At 70.7% G+C, this 24112-nt stretch carries 22 protein-coding genes and 1 pseudogene; 11 read left to right on the forward strand and 12 right to left on the reverse strand.

Features of this window, described 5'->3' with window-relative positions:
• Positions 1-175 precede the first annotated feature (175 nt).
• Positions 176-877 carry a hypothetical protein gene (locus I8N67_RS16795; protein ID WP_200303919.1) on the forward strand — a complete coding sequence of 234 codons (702 nt, stop codon included), beginning with the start codon at positions 176-178 and terminating at the stop codon, positions 875-877.
• Positions 878-964: 87 nt separating this feature from the next.
• Here the strand turns inward: I8N67_RS16795 and argS are convergent, their stop codons facing one another.
• A complete protein-coding gene (gene argS, locus I8N67_RS16800) occupies positions 965-2746 on the reverse strand; it encodes an arginine--tRNA ligase (RefSeq protein WP_200303920.1) in 1782 nt (593 codons plus the stop codon).
• Positions 2747-3056: 310 nt separating this feature from the next.
• Here argS and lysS point away from each other — a divergent pair, with 310 nt between their 5' ends.
• Complete coding sequence (lysS, locus tag I8N67_RS16805) at positions 3057-4823, forward strand: lysine--tRNA ligase (RefSeq protein WP_200303921.1); 1767 nt, start codon at positions 3057-3059, stop codon at positions 4821-4823.
• A 95-nt stretch (positions 4824-4918) separates the two neighbouring features.
• On the opposite strand, the gene I8N67_RS16810 is transcribed toward lysS, so the two are convergent.
• From I8N67_RS16810 to I8N67_RS16820, 3 genes are all read right to left on the reverse strand, one after another.
• Positions 4919-6250: a DUF2637 domain-containing protein gene (locus I8N67_RS16810; protein ID WP_200303981.1), complete on the reverse strand. Its 1332-nt coding sequence runs from the start codon at positions 6248-6250 to the stop codon at positions 4919-4921.
• Positions 6251-6424: 174 nt separating this feature from the next.
• A complete protein-coding gene (locus I8N67_RS16815; protein WP_372443723.1) occupies positions 6425-7357 on the reverse strand; it encodes a hypothetical protein in 933 nt (310 codons plus the stop codon).
• A 204-nt stretch (positions 7358-7561) separates the two neighbouring features.
• A complete protein-coding gene (locus I8N67_RS16820; RefSeq protein WP_200303923.1) occupies positions 7562-8440 on the reverse strand; it encodes a DUF3558 domain-containing protein in 879 nt (292 codons plus the stop codon).
• A 205-nt stretch (positions 8441-8645) separates the two neighbouring features.
• Here I8N67_RS16820 and I8N67_RS16825 point away from each other — a divergent pair, with 205 nt between their 5' ends.
• Complete coding sequence (locus I8N67_RS16825) at positions 8646-9839, forward strand: RtcB family protein (RefSeq protein ID WP_200303924.1); 1194 nt, start codon at positions 8646-8648, stop codon at positions 9837-9839.
• A 43-nt stretch (positions 9840-9882) separates the two neighbouring features.
• Here the strand turns inward: I8N67_RS16825 and I8N67_RS16830 are convergent, their stop codons facing one another.
• Positions 9883-10683, reverse strand: a complete 801-nt coding sequence (locus tag I8N67_RS16830; RefSeq protein ID WP_200303925.1) for an LAGLIDADG family homing endonuclease — start codon at positions 10681-10683, stop codon at positions 9883-9885.
• Positions 10684-10883: 200 nt separating this feature from the next.
• Between I8N67_RS16830 and I8N67_RS16835 the strand changes: the two genes are divergently transcribed.
• Entirely contained in the window at positions 10884-11219 is a 336-nt protein-coding gene (locus I8N67_RS16835; RefSeq protein WP_200303926.1) for a YnfA family protein, read from the forward strand.
• Positions 11220-11225: 6 nt separating this feature from the next.
• On the opposite strand, the gene I8N67_RS16840 is transcribed toward I8N67_RS16835, so the two are convergent.
• Positions 11226-11660 (reverse strand): ester cyclase, encoded by a 435-nt coding sequence (locus I8N67_RS16840; protein ID WP_200303927.1) that lies wholly within the window; start codon positions 11658-11660, stop codon positions 11226-11228.
• 113 nt (positions 11661-11773) lie between these two features.
• Between I8N67_RS16840 and I8N67_RS16845 the strand changes: the two genes are divergently transcribed.
• Together I8N67_RS16845 and I8N67_RS16850 are read left to right on the forward strand one after the other, a co-directional pair.
• A complete protein-coding gene (locus I8N67_RS16845; RefSeq protein ID WP_200303928.1) occupies positions 11774-12550 on the forward strand; it encodes an SDR family NAD(P)-dependent oxidoreductase in 777 nt (258 codons plus the stop codon).
• On the forward strand, positions 12550-12711 hold the full coding sequence (locus I8N67_RS16850; protein WP_200303929.1) for a hypothetical protein: 162 nt from the start codon (positions 12550-12552) through the stop codon (positions 12709-12711). The genes I8N67_RS16845 and I8N67_RS16850 overlap by 1 nt, the downstream gene beginning before the upstream one ends.
• 19 nt (positions 12712-12730) lie before the next feature.
• Here the strand turns inward: I8N67_RS16850 and I8N67_RS16855 are convergent, their stop codons facing one another.
• The gene (locus I8N67_RS16855; RefSeq protein WP_200303930.1) at positions 12731-13579 is read right to left on the reverse strand and encodes a DUF6597 domain-containing transcriptional factor; all 849 of its coding nucleotides are present in this window, start codon (positions 13577-13579) and stop codon (positions 12731-12733) included.
• Positions 13580-13722: 143 nt separating this feature from the next.
• Here I8N67_RS16855 and I8N67_RS16860 point away from each other — a divergent pair.
• Positions 13723-14076: pseudogene (locus I8N67_RS16860) on the forward strand (5,10-methylene tetrahydromethanopterin reductase); the annotation flags it as partial.
• Positions 14077-14136: 60 nt separating this feature from the next.
• Here the strand turns inward: I8N67_RS16860 and I8N67_RS16865 are convergent.
• Entirely contained in the window at positions 14137-15402 is a 1266-nt protein-coding gene (locus I8N67_RS16865; RefSeq protein WP_200303982.1) for a glycosyltransferase family 4 protein, read from the reverse strand.
• Positions 15403-15675: 273 nt separating this feature from the next.
• Here I8N67_RS16865 and I8N67_RS16870 point away from each other — a divergent pair, with 273 nt between their 5' ends.
• On the forward strand, positions 15676-16437 hold the full coding sequence (locus I8N67_RS16870; RefSeq protein WP_200303931.1) for a response regulator transcription factor: 762 nt from the start codon (positions 15676-15678) through the stop codon (positions 16435-16437).
• 7 nt (positions 16438-16444) lie between these two features.
• The gene (locus I8N67_RS16875) at positions 16445-17965 is read left to right on the forward strand and encodes a sensor histidine kinase (RefSeq protein WP_200303932.1); all 1521 of its coding nucleotides are present in this window, start codon (positions 16445-16447) and stop codon (positions 17963-17965) included.
• A 54-nt stretch (positions 17966-18019) separates the two neighbouring features.
• Here the strand turns inward: I8N67_RS16875 and I8N67_RS16880 are convergent, their stop codons facing one another.
• A complete protein-coding gene (locus tag I8N67_RS16880) occupies positions 18020-18817 on the reverse strand; it encodes a transglutaminase domain-containing protein (RefSeq protein ID WP_200303933.1) in 798 nt (265 codons plus the stop codon).
• Between the two features lie 429 nt (positions 18818-19246).
• On the opposite strand from I8N67_RS16880, the gene I8N67_RS16885 reads away from it, so the two are divergent.
• Both I8N67_RS16885 and I8N67_RS16890 read left to right on the forward strand, forming a co-directional pair.
• Positions 19247-19732: an ATP-binding protein gene (locus I8N67_RS16885; RefSeq protein ID WP_200303934.1), complete on the forward strand. Its 486-nt coding sequence runs from the start codon at positions 19247-19249 to the stop codon at positions 19730-19732.
• 125 nt (positions 19733-19857) lie between these two features.
• Positions 19858-20898 (forward strand): aminoglycoside phosphotransferase/kinase family protein, encoded by a 1041-nt coding sequence (locus I8N67_RS16890; protein ID WP_200303935.1) that lies wholly within the window; start codon positions 19858-19860, stop codon positions 20896-20898.
• A 27-nt stretch (positions 20899-20925) separates the two neighbouring features.
• Here the strand turns inward: I8N67_RS16890 and I8N67_RS16895 are convergent, their stop codons facing one another.
• The 3 genes from I8N67_RS16895 to modA form a co-directional block, all read right to left on the reverse strand.
• Positions 20926-22011 (reverse strand): ABC transporter ATP-binding protein, encoded by a 1086-nt coding sequence (locus I8N67_RS16895; protein ID WP_200303983.1) that lies wholly within the window; start codon positions 22009-22011, stop codon positions 20926-20928.
• Between the two features lie 326 nt (positions 22012-22337).
• Positions 22338-23216 (reverse strand): molybdate ABC transporter permease subunit, encoded by an 879-nt coding sequence (modB, locus tag I8N67_RS16900; RefSeq protein ID WP_372443724.1) that lies wholly within the window; start codon positions 23214-23216, stop codon positions 22338-22340.
• Positions 23213-24010 (reverse strand): molybdate ABC transporter substrate-binding protein, encoded by a 798-nt coding sequence (gene modA / locus I8N67_RS16905; protein ID WP_200303985.1) that lies wholly within the window; start codon positions 24008-24010, stop codon positions 23213-23215. Before modA ends, modB begins: the two co-directional genes overlap by 4 nt.
• Positions 24011-24112 lie beyond the last annotated feature (102 nt).

The following is a 24112-nucleotide window of genomic DNA, read 5'->3' on the forward strand; positions in this document are numbered from 1 at the left end:
CGGCGCCCGCCGTGCGGCCCCGGACTTCCCCCGCGCCCCGCGCGGTGCCCGAAAGGGCAATGCCCGAAGAGACGATTTCTGCCAACTCCGAAGAAAAATAGGCTGGTTGTGCGCACCTTGAGTCCCGGGTGGCGCAAGTGACGATCCCCTTCACCGCACGGAAGGCACCCTCGACATGCGCACACTCGCCACCGTCACCCGTACCGGAGTCCTCGCCGCGGGCGTCGGCGCCCTGCTGTTCACCGGTGTCGCCGGGGGCACGGCCGTGGCCGCCCCGCAGGCCCAGCCGGCCAAGCTCACGGTCAAGGAGTACCGCTCCTGGCTGATGAACAACGACGACCTCGCGGCCTCCCAGAAGGTCCTCAAGGCCTTCGACAAGCTGCCCGCGGCGAAGCAGCGGAAGTTCGTCGACTACCTCCAGAACCGCGCCGTCACCAAGGCCTTCGCGCTGAGCTTCGCGGGCGGTGTGACGCGGGGGAACTCCAAGGAGGTCAAGTACAACAACGACGTCCGCTTCTCCGGTGTCGTCAAGGGCTCCAACAAGGTCGGCACGGGCGGCCGGAACGTCTCGCTGACCTTCACGGCCACCGAGCGCGTCTACAACATCCCGGTCCTCACCCAGCAGGTCGCCTTCACCTACACGATCAAGAACGGGATCAAGTCGCCGAAGGTCAAGCGCTCGGTCGTCAACCTGAACCGCGCCTTCGTCGTCAAGCCGGTGAAGAACTCCGTCTCCGGCAAGAACACGGTCACCGCCACCGTCACCTGGAACCTGGCCCCGCAGTACAAGTCCGCCGGCCAGACCTCCCTCGTGAAGAAGCAAGCCATCACCAGCTTCAACGCCCAGAAGTTGGGCGCCCGCCTCTCCAACGCCTGACTCGACGTCTGATTCCAGGACCGGCTCCTGATCACCGGCCTGTTGGTGCGCCACGGGGGGCGCCCCAACAGGCCGGCTCGACGCGTGTCAGAGTTTGTCGGGTGTCCTGATGCCGAGCAGCGCCATGCCCTGGTGCAGGGTCCGGGCCGTCAGGTCGACCAGGAACAGACGGTTCTCCACCTGCTCCGGGGTCTCCGCCTTCAGGACCAGGCACTGGTCGTAGAACGTCGTCAGCAGCGTCGCCAGCTTGAAGAGGTACGCGGCCAGCTTGTGCGGCTCGTACGACTCGGCCACCTCGGCCAGGGTCTCGCCGAACTGGTCCAGGTGCAGACCCAACGCCCGCTCCGCCGCCGCCAGTTCGAGCTCCGGGTGGGCGGCCGGGGTGGCCTCGCCCGCCTTGCGGAGGATCGACTGGATACGGGCGTACGCGTACTGGAGGTACACCGAGGTGTCGCCGTTCAGCGACACCATCTGGTCCAGGTCGAACTTGTAGTCCCGTACGGCCGAGGTCGACAGGTCGGCGTACTTCACCGCGCCGACGCCGACGTACCGGCCGTTCTCGACGATCTCCTGCTCGGTCAGGCCCACCTTCTCGGCCTTCTCCCGGACGACCGCCGTGGCCCGGTCGATCGCCTCGTCGAGCAGGTCGACCAGCCGGATCGTCTCGCCCTCACGGGTCTTGAACGGCTTGCCGTCCTTGCCCAGCACCGTGCCGAACGCGAGCTGCCGCAGCTTGACGCCGTCGTTCAGCCAGCCCGCGCGGCGGGCCGTCTCGAAGACCATCTTGAAGTGCAGGGACTGCCGGGCGTCCACGACGTAGATCAAGGTGTCGGACTTCAGGTTGAGGACACGGTCCCTGATCGCGGAGAGGTCCGTCGCCGCGTAGCCGTAGCCGCCGTCCGACTTCTGCACGATCAGCGGGACCGGGTTGCCGTCCGGGCCCTTCACGTCGTCGAAGAAGACACAGAGGGCGCCCTCGGAGCGGACCGCGACGCCCGACTCCTCCAGGAGGCGGCAGGTCTCCGCGAGCATGTCGTTGTAGCCGGACTCGCCGACGATGTCCGCGTCCCGGATCTCCATGTCCAGCTTCTCGAAGACCGAGAAGAAGTAGAGCTTCGACTCGTCCACGAACTTCTGCCACGCGGCGAGCGTCGCCGGGTCACCGGCCTGGAGGTCCACCACCCGGCGCCGCGCCCGCGTCTTGAACTCCTCGTCCGCGTCGAACAGCTTCCGGGCCGTCTTGTACAGCCGGTCCAGGTTCGACATCGCGGCCTCGCCGGACGCCTGGAGGTCGTCGCCGGCCTCCTTGTGGTCCAGCTCGTGCGGGTGCTCGTCCAGATACTGGATCAGCATGCCGAACTGGGTGCCCCAGTCGCCGATGTGGTGCCTGCGGACCACGTTCTCGCCGGTGAACTCCAGGATCTGGACCACCGCGTCACCGATCACCGCGGAGCGCAGGTGACCGACGTGCATCTCCTTCGCCACGTTCGGCTGGGCGTAGTCGATGACCGTCGTGCCCGGGTGCTCCGCGAACGGGACACCGAGGCGGCTCTCCGCGTCCGCGTACCGCGCCGCGAGGTTCTCGGTGATCGCCCGGTCGGTGAGGGTGATGTTCAGGAAGCCGGGGCCCGAGACCTCGATCTCCTTGATCACCTCGCCGGACTCCACCCGGGCGACGACCTGGGTGGCCAGCTCGCGGGGGTTGGCCTTCGCCTTCTTGGCCAGCGCGAGGATCCCGTTCGCCTGGAAGTCCGCCCGGTCGCTGCGTCGCAGCAGCGGGTCGACTCCGTCGGCTTCCGGGAGGGCGGAGGCGAGGGCGTCGGCGAGGCGCTGGTGGACGGAGGCGGTGAGGGACGTGACCGGGGCCATGAGGGGGGAGCCGTTCTCCTCGGGGTACGGGTGGATGCCGCCAGTATCCCACGGGGGGTAAAAGGGTTTTCGTTCGGCGAGTGGGGGGTGCCTAATGGGTTGGGGGGACGGGGTTCGTCGGCGGGTGCGGGTGAGTTGTGGCTGATCGCGCAGTTCCCCGCCCCTGAAAAGCATGGGGCCGCGCCCCGTGCTTTTCCCCCACCCGCCCGCTCCCCGCCCGGATACCTCGGCCACCCGAGCTCTCTGGGACAATGGCCCGGTCGCCGGGGACCGTACCGGCGGCCATGGATCACCTTCAGAAAAAGAGGACGTGCCGATCGTGGCTCAGAGCACCGAGACCACCGACTGGGTCTCCCGTTTCGCGGATGAGGTCATCGAGGAGTCGGAGCGTCGGGCCCCGGGCAAAGCGACATCACTCGCTACCGCTCCGGTGGTCGTCGTCGCGTCCGGGCTCTCGCCGTCCGGTCCGATCCACCTCGGCAACCTCCGCGAGGTCATGACCCCGCATCTCGTCGCCGACGAGATCCGCCGCCGCGGGCACCAGGTCCGGCACCTCATCTCGTGGGACGACTACGACCGCTACCGCAAGGTCCCCAACGGCGTCGACGGCGTCGACGCGAGCTGGGCCGAGCACATCGGCAAGCCGCTCACCTCGGTGCCCGCCCCGCAGGGCTCCGCCCACCCCAACTGGGCCGAGCACTTCAAGGCGGCGATGACCGACGCGCTCGCCGAGCTGGGCGTCGAGTTCGACGGGATCAGCCAGACCGCGCAGTACACCGCCGGCGTGTACCGCGAGCAGATCCTGCACGCCATGAAGCACCGCGGCGACATCGACGCCATCCTCGACCAGTACCGGACCAAGAAGGCCCCGGCCAAGAAGCAGCAGCAGAAGCCCGTGGACGAGGCGGAGCTGGAGGCGGCGGAGGGCTCCGGCGCCGCCGCCGAGGACGACGGCAGCAGCGGCTCCGCCGGGTACTTCCCGTACAAGCCCTACTGCGGGCGGTGCGAGAAGGACCTCACCACCGTCACCGCCTACGACGACGACACCACCGAGCTGGCCTACACCTGCACCGCCTGCGGCTTCGCCGAGACCGTCGCGCTGAACGAGTTCAACCGCGGCAAGCTCGTCTGGAAGGTCGACTGGCCGATGCGGTGGGCGTACGAGGGCGTCGTCTTCGAGCCGAGCGGGGTCGACCACTCGTCGCCCGGCTCGTCCTTCCAGGTCGGCGGGCAGATCGTCGGGATCTTCGGCGGCGAGCGGCCCATCGGGCCCATGTACGCCTTCGTCGGCATCTCCGGCATGGCGAAGATGTCGTCGTCCAAGGGCGGCGTGCCGACCCCCGCCGACGCGCTGAAGATCATGGAACCGCAGCTCCTGCGCTGGCTCTACGCCCGCCGCCGCCCCAACCAGTCCTTCAAGATCGCCTTCGACCAGGAGATCCAGCGGCTCTACGACGAGTGGGACAAGCTCGATGCCAAGGTCGCCGAAGGGTCGGCCCTCCCGGCCGACATCGCCGCGCACTCCCGCGCGGTGCGTACGGCCACCGGTGAGCTGCCCCGCACGCCCCGCCCGATGCCGTACCGGACCCTCGCGTCCGTCGCAGACATCACCGCGGGCGCCGAGGACCAGACCCTGCGCATCCTCAGCGAACTCGACCCCGCCGACCCGATCTCCTCCCTCGACGAGGTACGGCCCCGGCTCGGCAAGGCCGAGGCCTGGATCAACACGCAGGTCCCCGCGGACCAGCGGACCGTCGTGCGCACCGAGCCCGACCTCGACCTGCTGAAGTCGCTCGACGAGCAGGCCCAGGGCTCGCTGCGGCTGCTGCTCGACGGCCTCGCCGAGCACTGGTCACTCGACGGGCTCACCCACCTCGTCTACGGCGTTCCCAAGGTCCAGGCCGGGTTCGCGGCCGACGCCACGCCCAAGGAACTCCCGCCGGAGATCAAGACCGCCCAGCGGACGTTCTTCGCGCTCCTCTACCACCTGCTCGTCGGCCGCGACACCGGTCCGCGCCTGCCCACGCTGCTCCTCGCGGTGGGGCAGGAGCGGGTGCGGGTGCTGCTCGGGGAGTAGGCCGACCACGCGTGCGTAGTCCGCGTGTACGACGATGGGGGGCGCCCGATGATCACCGGGCGCCCCCCATCGTCGTACGGTCGTACGTGCGCGGGTCACGCGATGTGCTCGTCCTCCAGCTCCGCGGTGTGGCGGTTCTGGAAGCGCAGCACCAGGCGCTTGGCCTCGGCGTCCAGGACGGAGACGCCGTAGGTCATCTCGATGTTGTCGCTGAACTCACGGGGCGTCGGGTAGCCGCTGCCAGGGGCTATCGACTGCTTGAAGACCTGGTAGTACGACTCCTCGTCCGGGGCGGCGGGTTCGGGGGTGCCGCCGCCCTCGCCCAGCTCGCGGGTGCGGCCGGGGCCGGCCGGGATGGGGAAGCTGCCGGTCTCCTCCGAAGAGGACTCCCGCGGCAGGCCCTCAGGCTCCTGGAACTGCTGCGGCTGGTACTGCTCCGCCTGGTACTGCTCCGGGTCCTGCTCCTCGTACCACTGCCCGTACTCCTCCTCGGGGACGTACGAGGGGTCGTAGCCGCCCTGGTAGGGGACCTGCTGGGGGTGGCGGGCGTGGAGCCAGGGGTTCGTCTCGGCAGGGGGTTCCTGCTCGGCGAAGTCCTGCTCCGGGAAGTCGGCGTACTCGGGCCGCTGCTGGGCGGGGGCGCTCTCCAGCTGGGGGCGCTGCTCGGCGGGAGGCGCCGCCTGGCGCGGGACGGGGGCCGCCGCGGCGGCGCGGCTGTCCGCGACCGGGGCGATCTCCGTGGGCGCCGGCGGCAGCAGCGCCGGTTCGATGCCGGCCGCCGCCAGGCCCGCCGGGGCCGTTTCCGCCAGCGGGACGCCGTAACGCGCCAGCCTCAGCGGCATCAGGGACTCCACCGGGGCCTTGCGGCGCCAGGAACGGCCGAAGCGGGAGCGGAGGCGGGCCTGATAGACGAGACGTTCCTGCTCCAGCTTGATGACCTGGTCGTAGGAGCGCAGCTCCCAGAGCTTCATCCGGCGCCAGAGGAGGAACGTGGGGAGGGGGGAGAGGAGCCAGCGGGTGAGGCGGACGCCTTCCATGTGCTTGTCGGCCGTGATGTCGGCGATGCGGCCGGTGGCGTGGCGGGCCGCTTCGACCGAGACCACGAACAGGACCGGGATCACCGCGTGCATACCGACGCCCAGCGGGTCCGGCCAGGCCGCCGCGCCGTTGAACGCGATCGTCGCGACCGTCAGCAGCCACGCCGTCTGACGCAGCAGCGGGAAGGGGATCCTGATCCAGGTCAGCAGCAGGTCCATGGCCAGCAGCACACAGATACCCGCGTCGATCCCGATCGGGAAGACGTACGAGAAGTTCCCGAAGCCCTTCTGCAGGGCCAGCTCCCGCACTGCCGCGTAGGAACCCGCGAAGCCGATCCCGGCGATGATGACGGCGCCGAACACGACCACGCCGATGAGAACGCGGTGCATTCGAGTCAGCTGCATTGGCGCGGCCACCCGTACTCCCCTCCCCTTGCGTGTTGTTGCGCGCAACAGGGTGGCACATGTGTACGGCGAACGGGTTGCCGACAGGTGCGGAGCCCGGCCCCCACGGGGACCGGGCTCCGACAAAAGACCAGGTGGGACCAGGGCTCAGCGGCCCCGCTAGCTCTTCTTCTCACGGGTGGAGTCCGAACTCACATCCGCGCCCGAACCGCCCGACGACGACGCCTTCGTCGCATCCGCCGACGGCGTCTTCGAGGCGCTCTTGGAGGCGCTCTTCGACGGGGACGCCGACGCCGACGCGTCCGAACCGTCGTTCGCGTCCTCCACCGACTCCACGGCCTCCTTGGCAGCGGCCGTCGCCGACTTCAGCAGCACGGCCGCGTCCGGCGTCTTCTCACCGGCCAGGCCCGCCCCGTTGTACTCCAGCGTGATGACGACGTTCTCCGTACGCACCACGATGGTCTGCTGCTTGAAGGTGTCCCCGTCCTTCTTCAGGTCGTAGCGGACCACCGTCGCCTCGTCGCCGGTACCCTTCACCGGCTCCGTCTTGACGTTCTTCGCCCCGTCCACCGACTTCGCCGAGGTCACCTTCGACCGGTACGCCTTGTACGCGCGGTCCTCGCCCGGGCCGTTCGCCGCGTTCGACTCCAGCAGGTGCAGGGACACGCTCAGCCAGCGGTACTGGGAACCGTCCACACCGTTGTTGTCGAGGCTGATCCAGCGGCAGTCGCCGGTCACGTTCTCCTCGGCGGCGTTGATCGCCTTGCCGGACTTCGCGCCCTCCGGTACCACCGACTTCAGCGTCTTCTGCGCGAACACCTCGCACGCGTCCGGCAGCACCGCGTACGCCGCCTCGACCACCTCGGGCGTGGCACTCTCCGTCGCCGTCTCCTTCAGCCCCGCCGGCGTCTCGTCACCGGAGGCACTGTCGGAGTCGGAGTCAGAGGAGCAGCCGACCGCCAGCAGAAGCACCGGCACGACCGCCGCGCCCACGAGGACCCGGGCCCGGCCCGTGCGCCCGCGGCGCGCGACGCGCGCGGAGCGCACGATTCGCGGCGACTGATGCTGATCTGACTCTGCGGCTCGTTGCATGGTTCCTTCACTCATGACGTCCATCACGTCCATCACGTTCATCACGCTCGCGGTTCCCGCGATCTCCTTGCGGGGTTCCTGCGTGCTTCCTGTGGCTTTCCTGCGGTCGGATCGGGTACGAGGGGCCACCGTACGTGGTGATGAAGAAGTGCGGTCCTGGTTCGGACGGTTCGCGCGCGGGCCCGAACCGCCCCCGACGCAGGCTCAGTCGTCGAACGCGGCGGCCAGCCGTTCCGCCAGTTTCCGGGCCTTGTCCTGCATTTCCTCGCTGTCCGGCACGGTCGTCGTGGTCGCCGGCTGCTCCTCGTACTCCACCGTCACGATCACATTCGACGTGCGGAACACCACAGTCACCGTCCGCTGCCGGCTCGTGCCGAGCGCGTCGTCCAGGAACGCCTCGTCGCCGAGATCGTCGAGCGTGCGGGGCAGGAGGGAGGCGGGTGTTCCGGAGACGGACGGGGACGGGGACGGGGAGGCGGTCGAGGAGGAATCGGAGCCGGAGGGGCCGGAGGGGTCGGGGGAGGGGCTGCCCGATGCGTCGGTGGTGGTCGGGTCGGCCTGATCGCCGTCCTCGGTCTGCGGAGAAGCGCTCTCGTCGGAAGGGCTCTCCTCGGACGCGCTCTCGCTCGGCGACGGCTCCGGAAGATCCGCCGCCTCCACCTTGGCGCCGTAGACCTCCTGCGCCTTGCTGTCGTCGCTGACCGTGTTGCCGTACGACGTCACGCGCTCGAAATCGACGAACAGATAGTCGGTGGCGTTGGTGGACTCCACCTTCCAACGGCAGCCGGCCTTCCGGTCCGTGTCGTACGTCTGCGTCGCCTCGCCCTCGTAGGCCTGCTCCCGCTGCTCGGTGTCGGGGAGCTGCTCGATGCCGGGGAGGAGGGAGTCGAGGGAGTCGTGGTCGGCCGAGCCGCAGGGTTCCGGGAGCGTGTCGTAGCGGCCGGGCTGGGCGGTGGTGGCCGTCGTCGCGGTCTCACCCGGGCGGGCGTCGTCCTTCGAACCGCCGTCGTCCGACCCCGTGCACGCGGTCAGCAGTGCCGCGAGGAGCACGGCGACGCCGGGTACGTACGCCTTCCGCTGCACGGTGGGGCTCCTCTCGACGGGTCCCTCGGGACGCCTTCGCTGTCCTGTCCTGTGGTTATTCACTTGCCGCCCGGGGGTGACCCCCGGGCACCATGTGTATCGCACGCACTGCCGTGGACGCCGGTCCGGTATCCCTTTCGTGGACCCTTGGCGCCGGTTTTGCGTTCTGAGACTTTTGATGGAATTCCGGGGGAATGAGGGCGATATGTCGTACGTCGAGATACCGGGCGCGAAGATACCCATCCGTATGTGGACCGACCCCGCGTCGGTCGACGAGGGGGCTCTGCAGCAGCTCCGCAACGTCGCGACCCTCCCCTGGATCAAGGGCCTCGCCGTGATGCCGGATGTGCATTACGGGAAGGGCGCGACGGTCGGGTCCGTCATCGCGATGCGAGGCGCTGTCTGTCCCGCCGCGGTGGGCGTGGACATCGGCTGCGGGATGTCCGCGGTGAAGACGTCCCTGACGGCCAACGACCTGCCGGGCGACCTGTCCCGGCTGCGGTCGAAGGTCGAGCAGGCGATTCCGGTGGGGCGGGGGATGCATGACGATCCCGTTGATCCGGGGCAGCTGCACGGGTTCCGGACCGCGGGGTGGGACGACTTCTGGGGGCGGTTTGAGGGGGTTGCTGAGGCGGTGCGGTTCCGGCGGGAGCGGGCCGGGAAACAGATGGGTACGCTCGGCGGGGGCAATCACTTTGCAGAAGTGAATATTTGCGATTCTGGGTTCGTGTGGTTGATGCTGCACTCCGGTTCACGCAACATTGGCAAGGAGCTGGCCGAGTATCACATCGGCATGGCCCAGAAGCTCCCTCACAACCAGGGCCTGGTCGACCGCGATCTCGCCGTTTTCGTGGCGGACACCCCGCAGATGGCGGCGTACCGGAACGACCTGTTCTGGGCGCAGGAGTATGCCAAGTACAACCGTGCGATCATGATGGCGCTCCTGAAGGACGTGATCCGCAAGGAGTTCAAGAAAGCGAAGCCGACCTTCGAGCCGGAGATCTCCTGCCACCACAACTACGTGGCGGAGGAACGGTACGAGGGCATGGAACTGCTGGTGACTCGCAAGGGTGCGATCCGCGCGGGTTCCGGGGAGTACGGCATCATCCCGGGCTCCATGGGCACGGGTTCGTACATCGTGAAGGGTCTCGGCAACGAGAAGGCGTTCAACTCGGCCTCCCACGGCGCGGGCCGGCGCATGAGCCGCACCGCGGCGAAGCGTCGCTTCTCGACGAAGGACCTGGAGGAGCAGACGCGGGGCGTGGAATGCCGTAAGGACTCCGGCGTCGTCGACGAGATCCCGGGCGCCTACAAGCCGATCGAGCAGGTCATCGACCAGCAGCGGGACCTCGTGCAGGTGGTGGCGAAGCTGAAGCAGGTCGTCTGCGTGAAGGGTTGAAATGGGTAAGGCCCCGGTCGAAACCGGGGCCTCATCTTCCTGGTTACTGATCGCTGGGCATGGACGCTTGGCCGGTGCGAAGTCGCCACATTCGTAGGGTGCAGCTCTGGGCGGTCCTGCCGAGTTCTTCGGCGGCTGCCGATGGGCTGTTCAACTCCAGCAGGATGCGATCTTCTTGCGGGGTCCAACTGCGCCTTGTGTACGCGGCTCGCATGTCGGCAGGACGTGCCCAGGCGGCGATGGAGTCGGCAGTGGTGTGCTTGCGCTCCAGGGACAGGCGACCGGGGTGGTACAGGTTGGCTGCCAGGCGCTGGGCCGCTTCCATCGTGTAGTAGAGGTTGTAGATGTCGTCCCGGGCATTGCGCTTGATGACGCGCTCGGTTCCGGTCACATCCGTGGCGTAGTCGCGCAGGTGAGAGGCGATGGCGGTGCTGGCCGTCGTGAGGGAGACGAACGGCCTCCCCTTGCGTGTGAAGCCGACTGAGCCGTCGGCGTCGATTACGCCTCGCAGGTAGTCGCTATGTGAGAATTCGCCGTTTGGCGGAGAGACCGTCTTCGACTTGCGTCCGTAGGGCAGTCCGAGGTCATTGAGTGTGGTTCTGGCTTCCAGGGAACACAGGCTCCAGACGGCCGATGTGTGAGTCTCGGCGAAGTTCGTGGAGCGGGTACGTTCGGTGATGCTGCTGTAATACGGCGTCAGCTTCTGGAACTTGCGCAGGATGTCGATGTCCCGGGCGCTGATTTCGACGGTCAAACTGCCCTTCTGGCCGACTCCTTGTCGTAGATGCCCGTCCATCTGCAAGAAGCCGAACATGTACGCGTACTCGGGGACCATGAGGTCCATGAACTGGTGAGCGTTAGGCTCGCATTCAGCCACAGGGAAGCCTCTACTTCCGTGTCGGTCAGGCCCTCGGTCCGGGATGCCGCCCGGCCGAGGGCCGTCGTGTTGATGTTGTGGCGCGAGCCTAGGTCGGGAGTTCGGGCGGCGGGTGGGTGATCGAGATGGTTCACCCTTGTGAGTTATGGCCGTGCGAAGCTGCTGGCATGGTGATCGCCCGCTCCGTTGCCCTGTTCGTGCTGGCCGCGCTGTTCGAGATCGGTGGGGCGTGGCTGGTGTGGCAGGGGGTGCGGGAGGAGCGGGGGTGGGGGTGGGTCGGGGCGGGGGTCGTCGCGTTGGGGGCGTACGGGTTCGTGGCGACGTTCCAGCCGGACGCGCACTTCGGGCGGATCCTCGCCGCGTACGGGGGGATCTTCGTGGCCGGGTCGATCGCCTGGGGGATGGTCGCGGACGGCTACCGGCCCGACCGGTGGGACGTGGCGGGCGCGTTGATCTGTCTCGCGGGCATGGCGGTGATCATGTATGCGCCGCGCGGGAACTGAGTGACGTCAGGAGGGCTCGTCCGGGAGCAGGCCCAGCTGGCCCAGGAACTCCATCTCGTCGAAGTAGAGCCGGTATTCGGTGATCCGGCCGTCCTTCACGGTGGCGAAGTCCACTCCGCGGATCTTGACCTCCTTGTTGGTCGCGGGAAGGGTCTCGCCGGTGGGCAGCTGGATCGGCCCGGTGTTCGTGCCGCTGAAGAACCCTTCGTCGATGGCCGTGTCGCCGACCTCGTACGCGTGCAGCGTCTCGAACTTCCCGTCGGGTACGGCGTCCGTCATCTGCCGCCAGTACTCGATGATGCCGTCGCGTCCGCGGATCTCGCCGCCGTCGGGGGTGACGGCGACCGCGTCCTCGGCGTACAGAGCGCTGAGGGCCTTCAGGTCCGGGTGCGTGGTCACCGCGTCCGTGAGCCGGTCCATGACCTCACGTGCCTGTCCCATGAGCCACCTCCTGTGCAGGGGATCACCCGTCTCATTGTCCCACCGCACGCCTATCCTGGCCGGGCAGGACGTCCTTCGACCCGTACACGCGTTCATACGTTCAGGAGCAGCTCATGGCCACCGCCGCACCGTCCGCCGCCTCCCGCGTCGCCGTCGTCACCGGTGCGAGCAGCGGGATCGGCGCCGCCACGGCCCGGCAGCTCGCCGCGGCGGGGTACCGCGTCGTGCTGACCGCGCGCCGCCGGGACCGGATCGACGCGCTGGCGGAGGAGATCGAGAAGGCGGGCGGCCAGGCCACCGCGTACGTCCTGGATGTCACGGACCGGGCGGCGGTGGACGAGTTCGCGACCGCGTTCCGGACGATCGGCGTGCTGGTCAACAACGCGGGTGGCGCGCTCGGCGCCGACCCGGTGGCGACCGGCGACCCCGCCGACTGGCGGCAGATGTATGAGACGAACGTCATCGGCACCCTCAACCTCACCCAGGCCCTGCTGCCCGCGCTGACCGCGAGCGGTGACGGCACGGTGGTCGTGGTGTCGTCGACGGCCGGGCACGGGACGTACGAGGGCGGCGGGGGCTATGTCGCCGCCAAGCACGGCGCGCATGTCCTCGCCGAGACGCTGCGGCTGGAGATCGTCGGTACGCCGGTCCGGGTCATCGAGATCGCGCCCGGCATGGTCCGGACGGACGAGTTCGCCCTGACCCGCTTCGGCGGCGACGCGGCGAAGGCGGCGAGCGTCTACGACGGCGTCGCCGAGCCGCTGACCGCCGACGACGTCGCCGACACGATCACCTGGGCGGTCACCCGGCCCAGCCATGTCAACGTCGACCTCCTCGTCCTGCGCCCCCGCGCCCAGGCCTCCAACACCAAGGTCCATCGGGAGCTGTGATGCCGCCGTCCGACGACGATGCCCTCACCCCCGAGCAGCGCCGGCTCGCCGAGGAGACGAAGAACGAGCGGATCGTGTGGTGGTACCTCGGCTACTTCCTCTTCGGCATCCACCTCGTCGCGTTCGTGATGATCTACGCGGTCATGCACGCGGACCGGTAGCCGGGGGAGGAGCGCGGGCTCAGCCGGCCGGGGACACCGCCTCCGCGTACGCCGTCGGGGGCACCCCGACCGTCGATGTGAAGTCGCGTACGAGGTGGGCCTGGTCGGCGTAGCCGAGGTCGGCGGCGAGGGCCGCCCAGTCGACCGCCCGTTCGGTCTCGGCGCGCTCCAGGGCCTCGTGGATGCGGAAGCGCAGGATCACCCTCCCCCACTCTCGGCTTCGCTCGAGCGGGGGGACCCCCATGGGGCCGACGCCGACATACGCGGAGAACAGGCGCTGCAGGAGCCGTACGGACATGCCCTCGGCGCGGGCGAAGTCGGTGACGCGGCGGATCGTGCGGTCGGTGCGGACGCGGTCGACGAGGCCCATGGCGAGGTCGGCCTGGGGGTCGGGGCGCGGGTCGAGGCCGAGCAGGAACGCGTCGAGGGCCGTCACGCGGGCGTCCTCGTCGTCCGGGGCGAGGACCGTGTCCGGGACCGTGTCCGCGTACACCTCGGGCTGCCGGACCCGCCGGCCCGTCCACTGCGACACCGCCCGCTGCGGCGCGAAGGCACGGAAGCCGCCCGGCCGGAACTTGATGCCGCACACCCGGCCCCGCCCCTCCAGCTTCTGCGCGAAGAGGCCGTGCTGGACGCCCGCGACCTCGACGAAGGGCTCCTGGCCCGGGAAGCGCTGGAAGACGATGTTGACGGCCGGGTGCGGGACCACGTACGAGACGTACGGCTCGCTGAGGTCCCAGTCGATCAGCCAGTACTGCTCTACGTACCGGCGCAGCGGCTCGGCGGGCTCGACGCGGCGGAAGTCCACGCGCGCGAAGAGGTCCGCGGCGTCGACGATGCCTCGGGTGTCACGGCGTACGGGGGCCATGAGGGGGATCGTAGGAGGTGGCACTGACATCGGTGGCGGTGGCGGTGGCGGTGGCGATGCCGATGCTCAGGGGTGGAATAGGCGGGGCGGCCGCTGTCGAGCTATAGTTGAATGGTCAACAACTTGGAGGTTGAGCGACCATGCAGGACGCGGTGCGCGAGTTCCGCCCGTACTTCGACGTCGCGCCGGTGTACGGCAACGGGCCCTCCCTGGAGGACTTCACCGACCAGACACCGCTGACCGTCGGCTCGCCGCAGCAGGTCATCGAAAAGACGCTGGCGTTCCGGGAGTACGCCGGTGACTACCAGCGGCAGCTGTTCCTGATCGACCACGCGGGGCTGCCGCTGAAGACCGTCCTCGAACAGCTCGACATGCTCGGCGAGGAGGTCGTGCCGGTGCTGCGGGAGGAGTTCGCGAAGGGGCGGCCGGCGGAGGTGCCGGACGCGCCGACGCACGGGGCGCTGGTGGCCGCCGCGGCGAAGGAGACCGTGGCGTAAAGGGGTGCGGGTGGTCTGTGGTTGCTCGCGCGGTTCCCCGCGCCCCTTGTGGGGTCGGTGTCAGGCCACGGGTTGTTTGTGATTGCTCGCGCCGGTCCTCGCGGGGCGCGCGTTCCGCAGTGTGCGGGTCCTTCTGTTCAGCCAGGTCCTCGCGCGGACGGACTCGCGTTGCCAGGTGCGTTGGAGGCGGGTCGTGCGTAGGTCGGTGAAGAGGGACTCGTACTTGGTGACGATGGGGGCCGGGTCGTAGCGGTGGGCGCTGCGCAGGGCGGCGCGGCCCATGGCGCGGCGGAGGTCGGCGTCGGTGACGAGGTCGAGGATGGCGTCGGCGAGGGCGTGGGGGGCGTCCATGGGGACGAGGCGGCCGTCGGTGCCGTCGGTGATGATCTCGGCGGGGCCCAGGGGGCAGTCGGTGCTGACGACGGGGACGCCGCAGCGCATGGCCTCGACGAGGGTCATGCCGAAGGACTCGGCCGCGGAGGCGCTGACGACGATCGAGGCGCGCGCGAACTCGGCCTCGATGGGGGTCTGCGGGCCCATCAGATACGCGCGGCCGGTGAGGCGGAGGTCGTGGACGAGGGTCTCCAGACGGTCCCGCTGCTTGCCGCTGCCGTAGATGCGCAGCTCCCAGTCCGGTTCCTTCGCGGCGACCTTCGCGAACGCCTCCAGGAGGAGGTCGAAGCGTTTGCCGCGGGCGAGGCGGCCGGCGGCGGCGATGACGGGGGTCGTGCCGTCGGACGGGGCGACCCCGGCCGCCGGGACGATGTTGGGGACCGACATCACCCGTACGCCCGGCAGGTTCATCCGTGCGCGGTACACCTCCGCGTCGGCTTCCGTGGTCGTGACGACCGCGTCCAGGGTGCGGTAGTGCCGGGCGAGGACCTTGCGGAGCTGCTTGGTGTGGGCGTCGTGGCGCAGGTGCTCCTGGCCGATGCGCAGGGCGCGGCGGGGCGCGAAACGGGAGACGTAGACGTTGATGCCGGGGCGGGTGCCGATGACGACGTCCGCGTCGCAGCCGGCCAGATGGGCGCGGACCCGGAGGTCGGTGAGACGGCTGTACTGGTGGTGGCGCTTGTCGGCGGCCGGGAAGTCCGTGGCGGGCCGCGCGTGGTCGGGATCGCGCAGGTCGGGGCTGCTCGGCCGGACGTCCACCAGGGGGACGAGGGTGACCCTCGGGTCGACGGCGAAGCGCGGTTCGTCCAGGTGGCGGGCCATCGAGGCGATCTCCACGTCGTGATGGTCCGCCAGCGCCGCCGCCAGGTTCAGCGTCGTACGGACGGTGCCGCCGATGGCGTACGCGTTGTGCAGCAGGAACACGATCTTCATGCGGCGGCGGCTCATGCACACCTTCCCGACGGTGTAGCGGTGCATTTGCATTTCTTCTCATTGATGTGGTTCTAGCCGGTGTTTCGGCCTTTGTACTCCATGTGCTCCCTCTGTCCGGGTTCCCGTGCGGGGCGGTGTCACACGGGCGTCGCGCTTCCACGGTGCTCCGGCGCGGTAAGCCGACCGTTCGGTGGGGGTGAGAGGCCGGTAAGAAGGGTGGTCCGGGGGTTCCGGCGTGGTGGTGTGTGCTCGTGGCCTTGGCAGACTGGTGGGGTGCCCCAGAACGTGCTGCTCGCCGAGGACGACCGTGCCATCCGCCATGCCCTGGAACGCGCGCTGACGCTGGAGGGGTACGCGGTCACGGCGGTCGCCGACGGCGTCGAGGCGCTCGCCCAGGCGCACCGGAACCGGCCCGACGTGCTCGTGCTCGATGTGATGATGCCCGGCATAGACGGCCTCCAGGTCTGCCGCGTGCTCCGCGCGGAGGGTGACCGGACGCCGATCCTGATGCTCACCGCGCTCGTCGAGACCGCCGACCGGATCGCCGGCCTCGACGCCGGCGCCGACGACTACGTCGTCAAGCCGTTCGACGTGGAGGAGGTGTTCGCGCGGCTGCGGGCCTTGCTGCGGCGGACGGGCGGCGCGGACGCGTTCACGAGGCCGGCCCAGTCGCCGCCGGAGCCCGCTCCCGCCTCCGTCTCCGCTTCCGCTTCGTCCGCGCCGCACGACGGCGGTGGGCTGGTCACGGCCGCCGGGCTGCGGATGGACGTACAGGCGCGGCGGGCCTGGCGCGGGGCGCGGGAGCTGGAGCTGACGCGGACCGAGTTCGACCTCCTCGAACTGCTCGTCCGCAACGCCGGCATCGTCCTCGACCACGCCACCATCTACGACCGCATCTGGGGCTACGACTTCGGCCCCGGCTCCAAGAACCTCGCCGTCTACGTCGGTTATCTGCGCCGCAAGCTCGACGAGCCCGGGGCGCCCGCGCTGATCCACACCGTGCGTGGTGTGGGGTACGCGCTGCGGGAAGACTGAGGGCGGCGTGCCGTCACGTCCCGTGCGGGTGCTGTCCCGTCTCCTCTCCCGGCTGCGCCCGGTGCCCTCGCTGCGGGCGACCTTCACCGTGTCGTTCGTGGCGGTGGCGTGCCTCGTCACCGTGCTCGTCGGCATCCTGAGCTACAGCGCGGCGGCGCGGCTGGTGCGGGTCGACGAGCAGACGGTGTTCGCGGAGGTCGTACGGGATCTGCGGGAGCTGGTCGAGCAGGAGCCGCTGACCCCGGAGGACTTCGCGCCGAGCGACAGCGGCGGCCCGCGCGACGACCTGATCCGCTCCGGCCGTACGGACGTCCAGGTCCTCGGCCCCGACGGGGAGATCCTCGACAAGGGCGCCCCCGGCCTGCCCGTACGCGACGCCGACCGCAGTACGGCCGACGCGGCGCTCCCCGGTGTGATGGTCGAGCACGGCGAGGTCGAGGTCGGCGACGACCGCTACCGGGTGGTGACCGTCGCGCTCGGCGGCGGCCGGGGCGCCGTCCAGGTCGCCCAGGAGTTCAGCGACACGGAGGACCTGCTGCGGGAGTTGCAGCAGCGAACCCTGCTGTTCGTCTCGGGGGTCGTCATCTCGGCGGGTCTGTTCGGCTGGTGGCTGGCCTGGCGGCAGACCCGGCGGCTGGTGCAGCTGGCGGGGGCGGCGGAGGACGTGGCCCGGACCGGGCGGCTGGGCATCCAGGTGCCGGTGGCCGGGCGGGACGAGGTGGGCCGGCTGGGGCGGTCCTTCGACCGGATGCTCGTACGGCTCGCGCAGTCCGAGGAGGACCAGCGGCGGCTCGTCCAGGATGCCGGGCACGAACTGCGGACCCCGCTGACGTCCCTGCGGACCAACATCTCGCTGCTCCGCCGCATCGACGAGCTGCCGCCCGGGGTGCGCGAGGAGCTCGTCGACGACCTCGCCCAGGAGGCCCGCGAACTCACCGACCTCGTCAACGAGTTGGTCGACCTCGCGGCCGGGCAGTCCAGCACCGAGCCCGTGCAGCGGCTCGAACTGGCCGACCTCGCGGAGGACGTCGCGGCGACCGCCCGCCGGCGCACCGGGCGCGAGGTCGTCGTACGGGTGGCCGGCGACACGACCGTCGAGGGGCGCCCCGGCGCGCTCCAGCGGGCCGTGTCCAACCTGGTGGAGAACGCGGCGAAGTTCGACCGTGGGGGATCGGGGGTGATCGAGGTGGTGGTCGCGCGGGGGGCGGCGGGAAGCCCGGGAGAGCTGGGAGAGCTGGGCGATCTCGACGAACTCGGCGGGCTGGGCGGTGTGTTGGGTGCGGGGCCGGACGTCGTCCGTGTGGAGGTGCTGGACCGCGGCCCCGGCGTCCCCGACTGCGACCTGGAACGGATCTTCGACCGCTTCTACCGGGCGCCGGACGCCCGCAGCCTGCCCGGGTCCGGGCTGGGACTGTCCATCGTCCGGGCGGTGGCGGCGGCACACGGCGGGGCGCCGTTCGCGTTCCGGCGGGCGGGCGGGGGGCTGGTCACCGGGTTCACGGTGCGGGGGGTCGAGGGGGACGGGTAGGCGCGGGTGGCCGCGGTGGCGCCGCCGGCCCCCCGCCGGGCGGCTCGGCGGGGCTCATGGCGTGGGCCTGGTCGCCCCCGCGCTCCAGCGGCCGAGTACCGGCTCGGTGAGGGTGCGGGCCGTCCAGCAGAGGGTCTGGCCGTGGCGTTCGAACAGGTCGTCGCGGTGGTCGAAGTGGCCGAGGTCGGCGACGACCTGAGCGGAGAGGTCGCAGGCGGTGGCGTGCGGGGCGCCGCAGGTGTCCCACTGGACGCCGGTGCGCGCGACCGCGTCGAACAGGGTCTCCCCGCCCTTGTTGGCGAAGCCGTCACGGGGGTCACCGGGGTCGGCGGTGTCACCGGGGTCGGCGGGGCCGTCGGGGCCGTCGGGGCCGGCGAACAGTTCGCCGATCGGCACCCACGCGCCGCTGATCCTGAACTCCGGCCAGGCCAGCAGGATCTGGTCCGGCACGAAGGGCTTCAGGCGCGGGAAACGCGGATACCAGAAGCTCCCGTCGACGAGCAGTCCGCGTACCCGCGTCCGTATGCGGACGGCCCGCGCGACCGCCTCCAGCACCGCCATCCGCTGACTGCACGAGCCGCGGCCGAGCCGCAGGGTGCGTGAGACGCGCCGGCGGTCCTCGACCGAGTACACCGGCCGTACGCCCCGCGCGATGATCCGGTGCGCGCTCCGCAACGCGTCCCGTGGCGTCGCCTCGCTCAGCACCCGGCGCGCGACCGCCCCGACCAGCGGGTCGTCGTGGTCCAGGATCGCGGTGGCCCGCGTGGACCCGACCACCTCCGCCGGGTCCCTGGGCCGTGCCCCGGCCCGCTCCGCCTGCGTGTTGTACGACATGAGCAACCGACTGGTCATGGCGGTCCGCGTCCCCGTCTTCGTTCTCGGTCCCCGGGCTCCGACACCCGCTACCGGTCCCCGTGTGAGCGGTGCCCGTCCCCTACGGGCGCTCACGGGCCATCATCACACGGGCGGTCCGGCCGAGGGGCACTCGGAGGGCCGGGCCCGAGCGAGGCCCGCGAACTTCCCCGGGCTGCCGGCTGCCGGCAGCCGGCTGGCCTGTTCCCGTGGCCGATCGCTTTCGTAGTACTTCCACCGACCCCATTGCGGCGGCGCGAAGCCGCCGACTACGGTCATTGTTGCGCTCACGGAGAGTGCTCAGTTGATTACTCACACATATCTTGCCTGCACGTTGACTGCGCGCCCCGGGCCGGCGACACCCGAGGAGGAGCCACCGACGCGGTAGGGACCGGACAATCCCTTCTCGTCGCAATGGAGTTGCCAGCCATGCCCGACTCTGCCCGACACCTCCCCGCCCCAACCCCCGTCCCGGCCCCCACCCCTTGGCTCTCGCCCACGGCGGCGACGTACACGCTCTTCTGTCCGCCACTCGAAACCTCCCCGCACATCGCCCGCGACTTCGTCGCCACCGTCCTGCGCGCCCTCGGCCTCGACGCCCTCGTCGACGCGGCCGCCCTGTGCACATCCGAGCTGGTCACGAACGCCTGTGTGCACGCCAAAGGAGGAGGATCGGTTCTCTGGCTGGCGGTGGAGGCGTGGCGGGTCAGAGTGATCGTGTACGACGGCGACGAGAACCCGCCGGTCATAAGGGAGTTGACCCCGGACGGCTGGGAGGAGGGCGGCCGCGGCCTCTATCTCGTGGACGCCCTCACCGAGGGCCACTGGGGCACCACCGCCGCCCTCCCGTACGGCGCCGGCCCGGTCCACCCCGACGGCAAGGCGGTGTGGTTCGACCTGGCGGCACCGAGCTAGGGCCCTTCTGCTGGATCTCCGTCACCCCTGGGCGGGGATTCGGGCTTTTCTTCCGGCGCCTCCCGCGTATTTGATGCCGTGGGGCGATTGCCCGAGGAGCGGGACGCCGACCGGAAGGTGACTACATGCGGAGCAGAGCCGAATTCATCGCGGACACGTATGCCCTCGACGCGGGCGCACAGGGTACGGGCGTCGGCGCCGGGGCGTGGGACATGGTGCCCGTCGCCCGGGGCGCGCTGGGGCAGATCTGGAAGCTGTCGGGCGGGGACGGCACCGGGGACGGTACCGGGGGCGGCGCAGGCGGCTCGTGGGCGGTGAAGGAGCTTCTGTTCGGGTGTGACGAGGAGCAGGTCGGCCGGGAGGCGGTGTTGCGGAACGCCGCCGAGGGGCTGGGGATCTCCGCGCCCCGGTTCTTCGCGGACCGCACCGGGGCGTATGTCTCGCGGCTGCCCGACTCGTTCGGCGGGTCGTACGTGAAGCTGTACGACTGGGTCGACGGGGGCGACGCCGATCCGTCCGATCCGGAGACCCTGGCGTGGTGCGGCCGGACTCTGGCGCTGCTGCACAGGGCGGGCGAGGGGGGCGGCGGCACGCCGGGCGACTGGTACGAGCGGGCGCCCCGGGAGGGCGACTGGGCGGAGCTGTGCGCCGGGGTGCGCCGGGCCGGGCTGCCGTGGGCGGACGCGCTGGAGCGGTTCGTCGCCACCACGGCGGTGGAACTGGCGCGGCATGTCACGCCGTCCGGGCCCGGTGACGTGGTGACGTCCCACCTCGACATGCGGCCGCAGAACGTCCTGGTCGGTCCGGCCGGCCCCGCTCTCCTCGACTGGGACAACGCCGGTCCCGTCTCGGCGGAGCGTGAACTCGCCCGTGCCGTCTACGTCTGGGCGGGCGGCAACGACTTCCACGCCGACTCCGCCCGGCGCCTCGTACGCGCCTACGCCGACGCCGGGGGCCGCGCGGTCGTCAAGAGCCTGGACTCCTTCTCCATGCTCTTCGCCACGGACCTGAACTACGTCTACGTACAGGCCGAGTGTGCGATCGATCCGGCCGTCACCGACGCGCAGCGCGCGTTCGGGGGCGAACAGGTCGTCGCCATGCTGGGGCGCCTGCCCGATCCGGCGGCCGTCGGCCGGCTGACGGAGGCGCTGGCCGCCGAGTGGTGACCGGGGCGCCACCCCGGTCGGGCTGTCTCACGCCGGGTACGCGTGGGTCTGCGCCGCCTTCACCGTCGCCCACACCGGCGTTCCCGTGTGGAGCCCGAGTTCGGCGGCGGCCACGGTCGTGAGGTCGGCGGTGAGCGGGAGTTCGCCCGTGAGGTCGGCGCGGATCTGGTCGCCGTGCACCTCCAGGCCGGCCACCTCGCACCGCCAGAGGTTGCGGGCGCTGGAACCGGTGGGCCGGTCGCGGTGGAGGGTCACGGCGCTCGGGGGGAAGGCGACGAAGACGGGTCCGGTGAGGTCCTCGGTGGTCGTGATCAGCGCATCCGTCCGCTCGGCGTCCAGTCGTACGACGTGGCCCTCGGCCCGCCCCCGGTACAGGTTCAGGCCGACCAGGTGGGCGATGTAGTCCGTGCGCGGGTGGCGGGCGATGTCGCGTGGTGTGCCCTCCTGCACCACCCGGCCGTCTTCGACGACGACGAGCCGGTCGGCCAGGACCATGGCGTCCAGCGGGTCGTGCGTGACCAGTACGGCGACGGCCTCGAACTCGGCGAGGTGGCGCCGGAGTTGGGCGCGGACGTCGAGGCGGGTGCGGGCGTCCAGGGCGGCGAGGGGCTCGTCGAGGAGCAGCAGCCGGGGGCGGGTGGCGAGGGCGCGGGCGAGGGCGACCCGCTGGGCCTGGCCGCCGGAGAGCCGGCGCGGCTTGGTTCCGGCGTACTCGGCGAGGCCCATCCGCTCCAGCCACTCGGCGGCCCGGGCCCGTGCCGCCGCCTTGCCCGCGCCCTGGCAGCGGGGGCCGAAGGCGATGTTGTCGAGGGCGGTGAGGTGCGGGAAGAGGAGATAGTCCTGGAAGACCACGCCGACCGGACGGGACTCGGGCGCCGTACGCTCCAACGCAACGCCGTCCAGCCGTAGATGACCGCCCGTCAGTGGGGTCAGACCGGCGAGCGCGCGCAACGCGGTGGTCTTTCCGGCACCGTTGGGCCCGAGCAGGGCGACCACGTCACCGGGGGCGGCGGTCAGGGCTACGTCGAGGCGGAAGTCGCCTCGCTGGACGACGAGATGGGCATCCAGTCCGTCCGGTCCGTCCAGTCCGTCCAGTCCGTCCAGTCCGTCCAGTCCGTCCGGTCCGTCCGGCCGGTCCAGCTCGTCCGGCTCGTCCGGCCGGTCTGGTCCGTCCGGTCCGTCTGGCCGGTTCGGCTCGTCCGGCCGGTTCGGTCCGTCTGGCCGGTCCGGTCCGTCTGGCTGGTTCGGCTCGTCTGGCTGGTTCGGTCCGTCTGGCTGGTTCGGTCCGTCCGGCCGGTCCGGTCCGTCTGGCTGGTTCGGCTCGTCTGGCCGGTCCGGTCCGTGCGGCCGGTCCAGCTCGTCCCGCCGGTTCGGCTCGTCCGGCTCGTCCGGCCGGTTCGGCCCGCCCCGCCCCTCCCGCCCCTCCAGTCCGTCGGCGCTCATGACGCCGTCATCCAGCGGTCCCGTAGCCCCGCCAGTACCGCCACCGAGACCGCCAGGAGCACCAGGCTCAGGGAGATCGCGGCGGCCGGGTCGCTCTGGAGGGCCAGGTAGACGGCGAGGGGCATGGTCTGGGTACGGCCGGGGAAGTTGCCCGCGAAGGTGATCGTCGCGCCGAACTCGCCCAGCGCCCGCGCCCAGGCGAGCACCGCGCCGGCGGCGACCCCGGGGGCGATCAGCGGCAGGGTCACCCGGCGGAACGCGGTGAAGCGAGAGGCGCCGAGGGTCGTGGCGGCCTCCTCGTAGCGCGGGTCGGCGGCCCGGAGCGTGCCCTCGACGCTGATGACGAGGAACGGCATGGCGACGAACGCCTCCGCGATCACGACCCCGGCGGTGGTGAACGGCAGGGTGACCCCGAACCAGTCGTCCAGCCACTGCCCGACGACACCGTTGCGGCCGAGCGCCATCAGCAGGGCCACACCGCCGACCACCGGGGGCAGGACGAGGGGGAGGGTGACGAGGGCCCGGACGAGACCACGGCCCGGGAACTCGACCCGGGCCAGCAGCCAGGCCAGCGGCACCCCGATCACCAGGCTCACGGCGGTGGCCAGCGTCGCGCACAGCAGCGACAGCCGCAGCGCCTCCCACACGGCCGCGCTGGTCAGCTGCTCCGGCAGACTCGACCACGGCGTCCGTACGAGCAGCGCGACCAGCGGCAGCACGAGGAAGGCGAGTCCTAGCAACGCGGGCAGCAGCAGGGGGACGGGCACGGAGCCGCGCAGCGGTCGTACGCGTCCTGGCTGTCCTGACTTCCGTACCCGGCGCGCCCCCCTCGTCAGGGTGTCGTGGCCCGGGTCGCCGCCGGAGGGCTCGCTCACGGCTGGAGGAACCCGGCTTCGGTCAGGACCTGCTGGCCCTCGGCGGACCGCACCAGCTCGATGAACGCCTTCGCCGCGGTCGGGTGGGGCGCCTCCTTGAGGAGGGCGATCGGGTAGTCGTTGACGGCGTCGGCCGACTCGGGGAAGTCCACGCCCTCCACCTTGTCACCCGCGGCCTTCACATCGGTCTTGTAGACGACCGCCGCGTCGGCCTCCTTCAGCTCCACCTTCGTCAGGGCGCTCTTGACGTCCTGCTCGTACGACACAGGGGTGAGTTCGAGGTCACTGGCGTCCAGGGCCTTCTGCGCGGCGGAGCCGCACGGCACCTCCTTGTCGCACAGCACGACCTTGAGGCCCGGCCCGGTGAGGTCCTTCAGGGAGGAGATCCTGTCCGGGTTGCCGGGCAGGGTGGCGATCTCCAGCTGGTTGCGGACGAAGGTGGCGGGCGCGCCGGAGGCGTCGCCCGCGTCCGTCACGATCGCCATCGTCTTGGGGCTGGCGGAGGCGAACACGTCCGCCGGGGCGCCGCCGGTGATGCTCGCGGCGAGCGAGTCGCTGCCGCCGAAGCTGAACGTCACCTTCGTACCGGGGTGGGCCTTCTCGAACCGCTTCCCCAGCGTCGTGAAGCTCTTCTTCAGCGAGGCGGCGGCGAACACGGTCACCTCGCCGGACACCTTGTCCGAGGCGGAGGCGTCGGACTTCGCCGACGAGGAGTCGTCCGAGGAGGAGCAGGCACTCAGGGTCAGCAGCGCGGCGGCGCTCGCGCCGACGGCCCGCAGCGCGGAACGGTTCATCACGGTCAACTACTCCCTGTAGGCGCGACGCGGATGCCGCCTATTCTGGCGCATCTGCAAGGGATAAGTCTCCTGTGGCATCGCATGAGCCATGACGATGTG

The organism is Streptomyces adelaidensis, assembly GCF_016598475.1.
Classification (GTDB): Bacteria; Actinomycetota; Actinomycetes; order Streptomycetales; family Streptomycetaceae; genus Streptomyces; species Streptomyces adelaidensis.

Bases quoted from the DNA above. Each gene is read 5' to 3' on its own strand.
- I8N67_RS16795 (WP_200303919.1), top strand. From the start codon at position 176: ATGCGCACACTCGCCACCGTCACCCGTACCGGAGTCCTCGCCGCGGGC.
- argS (WP_200303920.1), bottom strand. From the start codon at position 2,746: ATGGCCCCGGTCACGTCCCTCACCGCCTCCGTCCACCAGCGCCTCGCC.
- I8N67_RS16810 (WP_200303981.1), bottom strand. From the start codon at position 6,250: ATGCACCGCGTTCTCATCGGCGTGGTCGTGTTCGGCGCCGTCATCATC.
- I8N67_RS16815 (WP_372443723.1), bottom strand. From the start codon at position 7,357: ATGCAACGAGCCGCAGAGTCAGATCAGCATCAGTCGCCGCGAATCGTG.
- I8N67_RS16825 (WP_200303924.1), top strand. From the start codon at position 8,646: ATGTCGTACGTCGAGATACCGGGCGCGAAGATACCCATCCGTATGTGG.
- I8N67_RS16830 (WP_200303925.1), bottom strand. From the start codon at position 10,683: ATGGACCTCATGGTCCCCGAGTACGCGTACATGTTCGGCTTCTTGCAG.
- I8N67_RS16835 (WP_200303926.1), top strand. From the start codon at position 10,884: ATGGTGATCGCCCGCTCCGTTGCCCTGTTCGTGCTGGCCGCGCTGTTC.
- I8N67_RS16840 (WP_200303927.1), bottom strand. From the start codon at position 11,660: ATGGGACAGGCACGTGAGGTCATGGACCGGCTCACGGACGCGGTGACC.
- I8N67_RS16845 (WP_200303928.1), top strand. From the start codon at position 11,774: ATGGCCACCGCCGCACCGTCCGCCGCCTCCCGCGTCGCCGTCGTCACC.
- I8N67_RS16850 (WP_200303929.1), top strand. From the start codon at position 12,550: ATGCCGCCGTCCGACGACGATGCCCTCACCCCCGAGCAGCGCCGGCTC.
- I8N67_RS16855 (WP_200303930.1), bottom strand. From the start codon at position 13,579: ATGGCCCCCGTACGCCGTGACACCCGAGGCATCGTCGACGCCGCGGAC.
- I8N67_RS16865 (WP_200303982.1), bottom strand. From the start codon at position 15,402: ATGAAGATCGTGTTCCTGCTGCACAACGCGTACGCCATCGGCGGCACC.
- I8N67_RS16880 (WP_200303933.1), bottom strand. From the start codon at position 18,817: ATGACCAGTCGGTTGCTCATGTCGTACAACACGCAGGCGGAGCGGGCC.
- I8N67_RS16885 (WP_200303934.1), top strand. From the start codon at position 19,247: ATGCCCGACTCTGCCCGACACCTCCCCGCCCCAACCCCCGTCCCGGCC.
- I8N67_RS16890 (WP_200303935.1), top strand. From the start codon at position 19,858: ATGCGGAGCAGAGCCGAATTCATCGCGGACACGTATGCCCTCGACGCG.
- modA (WP_200303985.1), bottom strand. From the start codon at position 24,010: ATGAACCGTTCCGCGCTGCGGGCCGTCGGCGCGAGCGCCGCCGCGCTG.